We start from the raw sequence: 11328 nt of genomic DNA, 5'->3' as shown, positions 1-11328 counted from the left end.
GGAATCGCAGGTATGCCACGAACCCGGTCACGCAGTCATCAACTTGGCCTGAAGAAACCGCAATTTAGGCTCGATGTGGACAACGGTCCGACCGAAGCGTGGAGAAGATCTCCGCTGGCGTCCTGACCAGAGCGGACCTTGGCGAGGACCTCGACTGCCCCCGGTGGACGCCACCGTCTGCCGGGCTCACCAACACGCCGTCGGAGCCCGGCCTGGGGTGGAACTGGGTGAGCAGGCCGCGCATCCGGTTGGAGGTGCGGGTGGCTTCTGCGGCGAGGTCCTGGTCGAAGCCGGTCAGGACGGTGAGCTCTGCGGTGACTTCGTCGATCAGCTCGAGCGAGCCAGGGTGTGGGGCATGGTGCGGGTGGCGTCCGCGATGACCGCGGCGTCCTTCGCGTCCATTTTCGCCTCCCTGGATAGAAGTCGGCGATCCGCCGCATCGCGAGTCCGGGCAGGTAGGCGACCTGGCAGCCCGCGTCGCGGGCGACGGTCAGCGGCAGGGCGCCTACGGACGCGGGCTGGTCCACGATGACCAGTACGGTGCCGAACTTGGCTTTGAGTTGGCCGAAGACGGCCCGCAGCTTCGGTTCGCTGTGGGGCATCGGCTTGTCGAAGACCTTCTTCCCGGCCGGGGTGAGCCCGTGACCGTGGTGTGCGGTCTTGCTGACGTCCATCCCAAGGAAGACGTCCACGCCTTCGGCGTCCAACATCGCACTCTTTCCAGGTGGTTGACCGTCTCGTCTCGGCGCAGGGCCCGCGCCCACGCTCGGCGAGCCGACACCCTCGGCGGGGCGGCCCGCACTGCTGCGCTCACTCCTTGCTGGTATCCGGGTCCAGACTGCCGGCTCGCCGCCGCGCCACGCGATCAGCAGTGCATCGTCCAGGCGGACGTTGTCCGGGTCCAGGCCGGCCTGGCGCGCGAACTCCAGAAGGCCGCCGGGGCCCAGGATCGCCATACGGGTGTCGGCCTCAGCGGTGGTGCGGTCCGTGGGGCGGGTCGCGGGTCGCGGGTCGGGTCGCGGGTCGGGAACCGTTCCGCCGGATCCTGCGTGAGCTCTTGATGGGCAGTCGGCTGGTGGAGGGGATCTGATGAAAACGCGAACGATGGTGAGCGTGGCGGTGTCGGCATGCGTGGCGCTGGTGGCGTGCGGGTGCGGTCCGGAAAAGGCGAAGGAGAACGCTGACGCGAAGCCTTCGCAGCCGTCCGCGTCCACACCGGCGAAAGTGCCGTCGGGCACGCCGTCCGCGTCCGCCGGAACCGAGAAGCCGTCGGCCACTGTGACTGTTGACGGGCCCGCGCCCAGGACGAAGGAGCGCGCGATCCAGCGGTACGAGCAGTACCTCCACGGCCTCGGGCGTGAGGACATCGACACGGTCTGCGAAGTGGCCGGGCCCGGCGCGAAGAAGGCAGAGGAGCAGGGATTCGGTCCGTGCACGTCGACGTACGTGATCGTGTTCCAGATGATCTCACCCGAGCAGAAGAAGGCCCTGCAGACTGCGACGGTCGATCCGCAGCGCGTCCCCGTGCGCACCCTCGACAAGATCGAGATGCCGCTCGAAGCGGTGAGGTCCTCCGTCACCTTCTCCGAGGAAGAGCTGGGCAGCTACACCCTGGAGTACCTGAAGAACGACTACTACGTCACCGACGGAAAGTGACCCTCCGTACGCGGAGACCCTGGCCGCGGAATTCGCGTGCCACAAGTTCCCTCGGGAGGCATCAGGTTGAGCCCCGGGCGCTACTCGATATCGAGTGGCTGCCGTCGGTCGCCTTTCACGGTGAGGCCGACGGGCGGGGTGGGGATCGCGTCCCGCCTCGGCACTGAAGGGACGGCCGCCCCTGCGACTGGCGGCGGACCGGATCCTGGCCGAGCGAGAGTGAGCCCCGCCCAGATGCCGGTGACGTGGGATGGTGCCGGATCGTTTCAGCCGATGTGAATGACAGGTTCCGTTGCTCTGTGCCGGGTCCCCGGCGCCCGACCCCCGGCAGCCCGTCCCACGGGCCCTACGGCTCCCCGTCCACCTTCTGACTCCGTACAGGGAGGCAGTGTGAGGGGACGGTACTTCTACTGGTGCCGCTCCTGTCGGCAGCCGCTCTGTGCCACCAGCTCGGCCGTAATCCCGGCGGACCGGGACTGGGAAATCGACCACCAGTAGCCCGGCGACTGCGCCAAAGAGCATCTGATGCCCCTGACCGGCACGGCGGTCGTCCCGGGAGACCTGCCCAACGCCCCGCGCGTCCTGCGTCTCTTCGGATCCTGTGCGACGGCACCCGCGGGACGATTACCTCACCATCGAACACGCGAAAATCTATGTTGGCTGGAGTAGACATTGGGCGATGGCCTGGTTATGGTTTCTCTCGTAGCCCAGAGAGACGGCAGGGCTCGGCAGAGACGAACTGCCGGGCAGCAGTACGCGCAGTGGCAGTTCGCAGAGCGGTGCGGTGGTGGAGTTCCGAAGCCAGAGCGGTAGCAGGACGGCGACGGGACTGGCGACCGGACCGGGTGGCCCGCAGTGATCAGGGGCTGCCGTGAGCAGGACCGTAGTTAGCGCAGTGGCAGTACCCGCAAGTGCAGTTCGCAGTACGCAGCAGTGAAGTCAGTGAGCGGTACCTCGGTGAAGGCGTCGGCTGCGGGCGCGCGCACCGGGAGGTTCGGCAGTGGGGTTCTAAGCCAGAGCAGATGCAGGATCGGCGACGGGGCTGGCTGTCGAAGCGTGGCGCTTGGTCAGGTCGCGAGCAGTGCAGGCGGTTCGCAGTACAGCAGTACCAGCAGTAGGCAGTTCCCCGTTTGGTAAGTAGTTGATCACCGAGGGAAGAACGGAGGAATCCACGCCATCAGGATCGCCCGGGCGGAAGTCTGAGCCCGGGTACCGCAGGACATCGATAGTGAGGTGGTCTCCGGTCAAGCAACCGCGATCCCCGCACCCCCGACAGCATCCAGGTCGGGTCCGCGGACACAGAAGGCCGGCGCAACACTGGGGCCGGCAGATGGTGTAGCAGTTCCTTCGGGGCCCTGGTGCCGTATGGCACCAGGGCCCCTCCACGCGTTCCACTCCTGGTCAACGCCTCCACCGGCGGCGGCAAGTCGGTGACCCTGCGCTGCATCGCCTGCCAGATGCTCCACCACGGCTCGTTCGTGTTCGTCCTCGACACCAAGCTCGCCCAGGCCCTCGGTCACCTCGCCGTCCGCCAGGGCGCCCACCTCCGCTTCGCCAAAACCAGCCGCATCCTGGCGGATCTGGCCGGCGGCCGCGCGGACCGCACCTGGGACAAGCGGATCCGTGAACTGGTATGGCCCGACGTGTGCTCATCCTCGACGACTTCGCCATGCGCCAGCTCGGAGCGTCCCAGGCTGACGACCTATACGAGCTGGTCAGCGAGCGGCAGGGGCGGTCCCTGACCATCACGGGCAACCGGGCACCCAGCGACTGGTATCCGCTCTTCCCCAACCCCGTCGTCGGGCAGTTACTCCTGGACCGGCTGATCAACACCAGTCACGAGGTCATCATGAACGGCCTCAGCTGCCGCCCGAACACGCGCCCCACGAACGCGACCGACAAGCCTGCCAGGCGCGATCACCTAGTAGTGCTTGGTCGCGGGCGCGGTGTCACAGGCTCCACGGCTCCAGCACACTCCATGTGCCCTCAACCGCCTCGAAGACCAACTCCGAGCCTTCGAAGACCTCCTGCCCACTCCCCGGTCGAAGGCTGCCGAAACGCTCAGCGCACAGGTCGACCTGCATCAGCCCGTCGAACCGGGTGAACTGCGGGGGATCGTAGAGCACCCCCCCAGGAGAGCCCTGGCTCTCGTCGATCCGAAATCGCTTCACGTCGACCAGGTCCAGGCACACCGGCTCCCACCGCAGGGCCTCGTCCACCACCCGAACGTCGATCACAAGTCTGATGGCCCGCCCTCGCGGTTTCCGTCCGAACTCCTGGTCAAGGATCACCCGGCGGATACAGGAATCACCGAACTCGTAGCGTGCCAGCAGTGCCGCGATCCCGTCATCGGTCAACGCGTACGGCCCAAGCCTTCGAGACGGTACCGGTGCTCTGAGATCCACTCTGCTCCCTTGTCGAGGTGCCCATAGTAGGAGGAACAGCCAACTGAGACGACGCGGCAGGCCGCGAACACTCAGCGCATCGCCACAGCTGAACCCGACCTGGGTCCGGGGTGAGATCGTTTCCCGCATGGCCGACAGACGAAGCAGAATCCGACGTCGAGCACGCCGTCATCGCTCTCTATCGACTGGCCGATGACGGCCTCGGCGAGCCAACGGGACGTCGTCCGCCAAGCCCAGTCCCTCCTGACCGAGGCGATCGAGCAAGCCGACGTGGCGAGTTCGACGGCAACGAGTACGGAGGAGGCGAGGTGGTCCTCTACGCCTACGGACCGGACACCGATGCACTCTTCGCTGTCATGGCACCCATCCTGAACGACCGGCCGTTCCGGCCAGCACGCATCGTCTTGCGCTACGGCTCTGTCGATGGCCCATCGGCTGCCGGGCACCGCGTCGAGCTCTGAGCAGACGAGTCACCAGCCCCAGCCAGGAGGGCACCTGGGGAATTACGTGAACTTGCCCCTGGGGAACCACGCGAACGTCCACACATCCGCAAGGGCAAGCACGGCGGCCGGCCCCCGGTCATCATCGACGACAATCTGTGCGGTGGCGGCCTTTGTCGTGCCTGGAGGCGGTCCGAACCAGAGCTCATCTCGCCGAATCGGAGTTCCACGGAGGCATGCCGGGCTCCGCTGCCGCAGCCTGCCGATGCACCCCTCCAGACCTGCGGGCCCGGCCACAGTGCCGGGGAGGGCGGCAGTCAGGTTGCGGGGTCAGCTGCTGCAACGTCAGCTGCCGTGGGCCCGCAGGTTGTCGAGTTCGGCGGCGAAGAGCAGGGCGGGGTCGAAGCCCATGGCGGCGAAGTGGCCGGCGAGTTCCAGGGACAGGACGCCGTGCAGGCGGGTCCAGACGGCCAGGAAGCGGTGGAGGGCCTCGGGTGGGGCGGGGTGGCCTCCGGCCCATTCGCGGTGCTCCGCCAGATGGGCGGTGAACGGCGTCGCGGGGGCAGGCGGGGCCGGTGCCATGCAGGCGTCGAGCAGGGTGGTCATGATCTCGGCGGAGATGGCGGTGGTGTCCTCGGGCGCGTGGTAGCCGGGGACGGGGGTGCCGTAGATCAGGAAGTACCGCTGGGGGTCTGCCAGGGCCCAGGCGCGCAGAGCGTGTGCCAGCCCGGCCAGGTCGGAGCCGGCGCTCCGGCAGCGGGCCGGTGAGCGGATGCCCCCGCCCGGCGGCCGCCCACCCCGTGCCGGAATATGAGGCGGGGCCGGGGGTGGGGACGGCCGGTGCAGCGGGCCCGTCCTACTTGCCCACGCGGTGGAGAGTGTGGCCATCGATGGTGATGGTGCCGGTGGCCTTGATGGTGCCGGTCAGGTCCGTGAGGTTGCCGTCGAGGTGGATGGTCTTGCCGTCGGTGCGGTACGTGCCCTTGTTGAGGCCGATCTTGAAGACGGGGCAGTTCTTCTGGTTACAGACGTACTTGTTGATCTGTTCGAAGCGGCCATCCGCGGTGAAGGTCAGTTTCTCGATGTAGTGGGTGATACCGGGGCGGTTCTCGTCGACGGGCTCAGACCAGCGACCGATCAGACGTACATCGCGGGCGGACGCCGAGGTCTCCCCGACCCTCGCCGCGGACACGGACGCGGGGGATGCGGCGGCCGGCCCGACGGAAGTCAGAACGGTAAGGAGCAGCAGCGCGGTGATCAGCCCTGCACGGGATTTCGTTGTCGTCGTCATGGCGGGAGAGTCTCCTGTCAGTGGTGGTGGCGGGTGCATTCCCGCCGGGGTTTCACCCAGTCGCGTCGCATCGCTGCCGCTCGGGGCGTGAGCAGGCGGGGCGGTGCTGCTGTCGGACCGGTACGGGTGTCGGCCGACACGGTTCGGGGTTCCGGCAGCGGGTCAGGCCTCTGCGAGAGACGTGGGTTCGCCCGGGACCGGCGGGTGCCGGTGCCTGCGCGCCCGGTCCCGGGCGGGTTTTGCGGAGCGGCCTGCCGCAGGCCGAGCGACAGCCCAGGTCAGCCGAGGGTGTTGCCTCCGGGTGCGCCACGTGGTTGCTGGCGCATGCGGTATCGAGGAATTCGACGGGGTGGTTCGGTTCGAAGCGTGCCGGTTGGGGTGCGGGCTCGTCGCCCACGAGATACCTCCATGGTCAAGGGGGAGCACCGACCGTAGCCCTGAACCACCTCGGCCTGTATTCCGGCGCCCGCCGTCACGGCTCGTTCCAGGTGCCGTTCGGATGCCGAAATTGGCTCACCGAGACGCTCTTACCTGCTCACTCCTTCCCTTCGGCGGGCCGGCGGCGCCTGTTGATGATCGGCTGGAGATGCACCACTCGTCCGGACCGGTCCCCGCCGAGGCGGTGCTGGTGCCCCGTAGCCGTTCTGTGCGCCCCTACGCCGGGGCACTGGCTCGGCGCGGCCCGCCTCAGCCATGCCTTCACCGGTGCCCATTGCCTTTTCCTTGCAGCGCCCCGAGATGCCCGGAGGCCAGCGCGCTTTGGACACCGCGGAGGCATGAGCGGCTGGCGCCGGCGGGGGCTCTCAGCCGATCTGATTCCCGTGCGTGCAAGCAGCGGCGTGCGGCAGCACCGGGCGGGCTGCCGCTCCCCGCTTGCCGCCCTTGCCGCCTTGCCCCTCTCGTCCCGGGCCGGGACAGGGTGTTGCTGGCGGAGGTGGGGCGGATTGCTCGGGTGGGGCGGCCCGCGGTGGCGTGCCGGCGCGCCGCCACTCCGACTTCCCCGAGCCTGCCCGGTGGGTGCGGGGTGTGCGGCGGACCGGCTGACGGAGGCTCTGGGGGTTCCGCTTCCGCTGCGTCGGCCGAGGGCGACGGCCTCGGCGGTCGGTCACCTCGTTCGGGCAGGCCTGCTGGTCCGCGTTGGCGGGGGAGTCGAGTTCCACGAGTTGTACCCGGACCAGGTGGCCGTGAGTACTCCGGCCGTAGATCGTGATCCGGCGTCAGATCCTTGCGTCGCAGTCCTTGTGGTACGGAAGCCGCGCGGGCGCCCGCCCTCCTGCGGGCAAGAGGGTCACGGCCTCGTACTCTTCGCTCATGCACCTCGGAAGATCCATAGCCTTGCTGATCGGCGCATCGGTCCTGGTCAGCGCATGCTCGACCACGTCTGCCCCGCCCGCTACGGACACAATCAGCTCCCCGGCCGGGGCAGTGACCCCGTCTGCACTGCCCGCAGCAGGTTCTCCAAGCGCGCGAGCCAAGCTGAGCGCTGCCGATCTGCAGGGCCGCTGGTGGACCTGGGCGGCTTCGAGCGTCAGTGCCTCGAACCCTGTCTCAGATCAGGACGGCCACCTGTGCGCTCAGGGGCAGGTGGGAGGCATCTGGTTCCTGGCCGGCACCTTTGGCGGGACCGTGACGCGCTCGTGCACAGTGCCTGCAGCGGTGCCAGTGGCCTTCCCCCTGGTGAACCTCGTCGGTGAAGCAGGCGACTGCACCGCGTTCATGACCTCTGCACAGGGGAGTGCCGTCCTCGACGGCCAAGCTCTGGAAGCCGAACGATACGAAGCGACAGCCGTGCAGGTCAGTGCTGTGGATGGCAATCCGCTCACCCAGGGCGGGGGGCGCTTCCGAACCCAGGCCTGCGGCCTCTGGGTACAACTGGAACCTCTCGCACCTGGTAGCCACACACTGAGCATCAGGGGATCATCGGGATCCTTTGCCGTCTCCGTGGATTACAAGCTTCAGGTCTCGGCCGGCTGAAGGACAGCTCGTACCTCAACTATTGATCTTGCTGGTTGGGCGCGTGCCCAGACAGGTACGGGCACCATTGATCATCGGGGGTTGTGCGGACCCCCAAAGATCAGCCGGTGGCCGTAGCTCATGGCGTGGACCCCGCCCGGTGGCAGTTGATGTTCGAGGATCTGATGGGCAGGATTGCTGGCCGGTTCGCGCGGGTTGAACCGCGTCGCCGGGCACGGGCGTTCGTGCTCGGGCTGCCGTGGGACCTGCCGCTGTCGGACCTGCCGCGCAAGAACTGCTGGATGATCGCCGAGTGGGCCGACGAGGCGACTCCGAGCGGGATGCAGCACCTGCTGGGCCGGGCCAAGTGGGACGCCGATCTGGCGCGCGACGATGTGTGCGACTACATGGTTGAGCATCTGCACAACGACCAGGCGGTGCTGGTGGTCGATGAGCCGGGGACGTGAAGAAGGGCACCCGCACGGTCGGCGTCCAGCGCCAGTACAGCGGCACCGCAGGCAGCAACCGAGAACTCGCAGGTCGCCGTGTACTTCGTCTACGCGGACGCGCGCGGGCACGCCGCGGTGGACCGGGAGTTGTCCGTCCCGCGCTCATGGACGTCGAGCCCGACCGCTGCCAGGTCGCCGGGCGCGGCGATCAGGCCATCTTCGCCACCAAGCCGGAGCCGGCGGCCCGCATGATCGGCCGCTTCCTGGACGCCGGGCGCCGGGCCCCGTGTGTCGCAGGCGACGAGGTCTACGGCAGCAACCCGAAACTGCGGGCCGTACTGGAGGAACGCGGCCGCGGCTACGTCCTCGCCGTCGCCCGGACCCACGAAGTCCCCACCCACGCCCGAAAGTTCCGGGCTGACGCCCTGGCCAGGAAGCTGCGAAGCGGGCTTGGCAGAAGCTGTCCGCAGGAGCCGACGCGAAGGGGAACCGCTTCTACGACGGGGCGGTCCGCCGGCGTGCACTGTCCTTGTCTCCCTGCTTCCACCAGGTCGGCGCTCGGCTACCTAGCGCAATGTAGCGCCGGTTGTGCGTTGTCTCGGCGAGACCAAGAACCGCCGTTCGATCCGCGACTGCGGCAGTCGCGGAGTCTTCATCGGCATGGATGTCGGCTCGGTTGCTGAGCGCACAGGCGCGGCCCTCGTCCCCGGCGTACTCCGAGCCAGCACGACCCTCCCCCCCCACCAGGCTCAACTTGCTAGAACCGCAGGTCAGGGCGTGCCTTCCCGCCGCATGAGAACGGCCTCACCTCGGGCTGTCGCCGGGATCGGGTGCCCCCGCGGCGGGTTGCGGGCGGGGTCCTCATAAGGCCCTCGAAGGCCATTGAGGACCGTATGGCAGTGGAACGGGGTGGCGCCTGCCGGCGGAAGCGGGCCCGGTCAGGGGTGAGGGTGTGCGCCGATTGGTGGGGGATCGGCTTGCTGGGATGCGGGCACTGGTGAAGGATCAGATTACGGGATGTGCGGCCTATATGCCGTGATGTCATGATCCATGGCGTGTCGTCCCTGTCCTTACTCGACTCATGAGGAGTGGCCATGGAACGCAGTCCGCTCAGCCGTCGAGCGCTGTTGTGGGGTGCTGCGGGCGCGGCGGGTACGGCTCTGGCCGCTGTCGGGCTGCCCCGGCTGATGGGGCCCGAGGAGAAGGTGAAGGCAGCGCTGCCGAGCCCCGTGCGCAAGGGCCCAGTCGCCGCCGCCGGGCCGCCTGCGGCCCGGCGGCGGGAGGCCCTGTTGGACTACGCCCCCGCCGTCTGGGTCGAGGCCTCCGAGTCCAACTACACGCCCTCCGACCGTCCCGAGGCCTATCCCATCGAATACGTCGTCATTCATCTGACAACGGACCACTTGCCGATCATGCTCGGCATGTTCAAGGACCCCGCCGAGAGGGTGTCCGCGCACTACGTGGTCAGTGCAACCGGCACGCGGATCGCCCAGTGCGTGCGCGAGCGCGACGTTGCCTGGCACTCCGGCAGCGTCTGGTACAACCACCGGAGCATCGGTATCGAGCACGAAGGCTGGATCGACCAGCCTGTTTACACCGACGCGATGTACGAGGCATCCGCCGTGCTCACGGCCACGATCTGCGCGAAGTACGACGTGCCGGTCGACCGGGACCACATCCTGGGCCACATCGAGATCCCGCTGTCCACTCACGAGGACCCCGGGCCCGTGTGGAACTGGAACAAGTACATGAAGCTCGTCGAGACCGCCCACCGGCGCATCAGGACCTGACACCGCGTCGACCCCATTACGCGGGCTTGCCGTCGCCGTAGAGCCACGGGTCCCAGATCGAGTCGAGGTCCCGGCCGGCCTTGGCCTCCGCGTACGCGGTGAAGTCGTCCGTGGAGGCGTGGCCGTGGCGGTGGCGCAAGTGCCAGCCCCGCACCAGGGTACGGAAGGCCTTGTCGCCTACGGTCTGGCGGATCCTGTGGATCACCATCGCGCCGCGCACGTACACCGGCTGGCCGGAGATGTCCGAGGCGCTCGGCGGCTCGGCGGGCGGGAAGTCCCACTCGTCGTCATCCGCGGCCTTGGCATGGTTGCGGTCGAAGTGCTCCTGGGCGCTGGCGCCGCCGTGGTCCTCGGTCCACAGCCACTCCGCATAGGTCGCGAAGCCCTCGCTCAGCCACATGTCCCGCCACGTCCGCGGGGTGACGGAGTTGCCGAACCACTGGTGGGCCAGTTCGTGCACCATGTTGGTGGTGTGGAAGATGTCGGCCGGAATGGTCGGCCTGGTCTGGGTCTCCAGGGCGTAGGGCACATCGGCCGCCTGATCGACGATCACCCCGCCGGCGGAGAAGGGGTAGGGACCGAACCACCCCTCGGCCCATTCCATGATCTCGGGGAACCGGCCGAGGACCGCTCCGTCCTCGTCCACGCTCGCGGTCGTGTCCATCGCCGACACGACCGGGACGCCCGATCGGGTCCGGGAGGTCCTGATGTCGTAGCTGCCGATGGCCACGGTCGCCACATAGCTGGCCATGGGCTCGGCCTGGTGCCAGTGGAAGGTGGCGCGGTCGCCGTTGGTGCGCCGGGCGCGCAGCCGCCCGTTGGAGATCGCCTGCACCCCCTTGGGGACCGTGACGGTGATGTCGTACGAGGCCTTGTCCGAGGGGTGATGGTTGCCTGGGAACCAGGACATGGAGCCCGTCGGCTCACCGAACGCGACCGCTCCGTTGTCCGTCCTCAACCAGCCTTCGCGCCACCCGTGGTCATGGGTGATCGACTCCGGCGTGCCCGCGTAGTGCACGACGCCGCGGAAGGCGGCGCCCTTCCTTAGGTGATCGCGCAGCTGCAAGGTCAGCTCCTGCCCGTCCCGCCGAACCCGCGCCTCGCGGCCGTCGACGGTGGCGCTCAGCACTTCCATGCCGAGCAGGTCGAGATTGAAGGCGCTGAGGTCCTCGGTGGCCTTCGCGGTGATCTCCGCAGTACCCTCGAGGCGGCCGCTGCCCGGGTCGTAGGCCAGGGTCAGGGCGTAGTGGGTGACGTCGTAGCCGCCGTTGCCGAGCTCCGGGAAGTACGGGTCACCGGCGCCTGCGGCAGCGGGGTGCCCGCCCCGGAACACCGTGCCGGCAG

General features: G+C 68.4%; 10 protein-coding genes and 2 pseudogenes. 7 read left to right on the top strand and 5 right to left on the bottom strand.

The features are described from left to right. Positions 1 to 217 precede the first annotated feature (217 nt). Positions 218 to 710 (bottom strand): annotated as a pseudogene (locus tag AB0D48_RS23360) (IS110 family transposase); the annotation flags it as partial. Between the two features lie 568 nt (positions 711 to 1278). Between AB0D48_RS23360 and AB0D48_RS23355 the strand changes: the two are divergent. From AB0D48_RS23355 to AB0D48_RS23345, 3 genes and pseudogenes are all read left to right on the top strand, one after another. After that, positions 1279 to 1656: a hypothetical protein gene (locus AB0D48_RS23355; RefSeq protein WP_362400064.1), complete on the top strand. Its 378-nt coding sequence runs from the start codon at positions 1279 to 1281 to the stop codon at positions 1654 to 1656. A gap of 1358 nt (positions 1657 to 3014) precedes the next feature. Then, complete coding sequence (locus AB0D48_RS23350; protein ID WP_362400061.1) at positions 3015 to 3398, top strand: hypothetical protein; 384 nt, start codon at positions 3015 to 3017, stop codon at positions 3396 to 3398. Continuing rightward, positions 3326 to 3478: pseudogene (locus AB0D48_RS23345) on the top strand (ATP-binding protein); the annotation flags it as partial. The gene AB0D48_RS23350 and the pseudogene AB0D48_RS23345, both read left to right, overlap by 73 nt. A 127-nt stretch (positions 3479 to 3605) precedes the next feature. Here AB0D48_RS23345 and AB0D48_RS23340 read toward each other — a convergent pair. The 3 genes from AB0D48_RS23340 to AB0D48_RS23330 form a co-directional block, all read right to left on the bottom strand. Then, entirely contained in the window at positions 3606 to 4013 is a 408-nt protein-coding gene (locus tag AB0D48_RS23340; protein ID WP_362400154.1) for a hypothetical protein, read from the bottom strand. A gap of 833 nt (positions 4014 to 4846) precedes the next feature. Then, complete coding sequence (locus tag AB0D48_RS23335; protein WP_362400058.1) at positions 4847 to 5389, bottom strand: TetR-like C-terminal domain-containing protein; 543 nt, start codon at positions 5387 to 5389, stop codon at positions 4847 to 4849. Continuing rightward, positions 5358 to 5792, bottom strand: coding sequence for a hypothetical protein (locus tag AB0D48_RS23330; protein ID WP_362400055.1), 435 nt, complete (start codon positions 5790 to 5792; stop codon positions 5358 to 5360). The genes AB0D48_RS23335 and AB0D48_RS23330 overlap by 32 nt, the downstream gene beginning before the upstream one ends. A 1311-nt stretch (positions 5793 to 7103) precedes the next feature. Here AB0D48_RS23330 and AB0D48_RS23325 point away from each other — a divergent pair. From AB0D48_RS23325 to AB0D48_RS23310, 4 genes are all read left to right on the top strand, one after another. Then, positions 7104 to 7766 (top strand): signal protein, encoded by a 663-nt coding sequence (locus tag AB0D48_RS23325; protein WP_362400052.1) that lies wholly within the window; start codon positions 7104 to 7106, stop codon positions 7764 to 7766. Positions 7767 to 7915: 149 nt separating this feature from the next. Further along, positions 7916 to 8212 (top strand): transposase, encoded by a 297-nt coding sequence (locus AB0D48_RS23320; protein ID WP_362400049.1) that lies wholly within the window; start codon positions 7916 to 7918, stop codon positions 8210 to 8212. Then, positions 8209 to 8877, top strand: a complete 669-nt coding sequence (locus tag AB0D48_RS23315) for a transposase (RefSeq protein ID WP_362400046.1) — start codon at positions 8209 to 8211, stop codon at positions 8875 to 8877. Before AB0D48_RS23320 ends, AB0D48_RS23315 begins: the two co-directional genes overlap by 4 nt. Positions 8878 to 9288: 411 nt before the next feature. Continuing rightward, a complete protein-coding gene (locus AB0D48_RS23310) occupies positions 9289 to 9984 on the top strand; it encodes a peptidoglycan recognition family protein (RefSeq protein ID WP_362400043.1) in 696 nt (231 codons plus the stop codon). Between the two features lie 16 nt (positions 9985 to 10000). Here the strand turns inward: AB0D48_RS23310 and AB0D48_RS23305 are convergent, their stop codons facing one another. Further along, on the bottom strand, positions 10001 to 11317 hold the full coding sequence (locus AB0D48_RS23305; protein WP_362400147.1) for a M1 family metallopeptidase: 1317 nt from the start codon (positions 11315 to 11317) through the stop codon (positions 10001 to 10003). Positions 11318 to 11328: the final 11 nt, after the last annotated feature.

Source organism: Streptomyces sp. NPDC048269, assembly GCF_040652395.1.
GTDB lineage: Bacteria > Actinomycetota > Actinomycetes > Streptomycetales > Streptomycetaceae > Streptomyces.
Note: the sequence above shows the minus strand (reverse complement) of the source record. Positions and strands in the feature narration are given on the sequence as shown.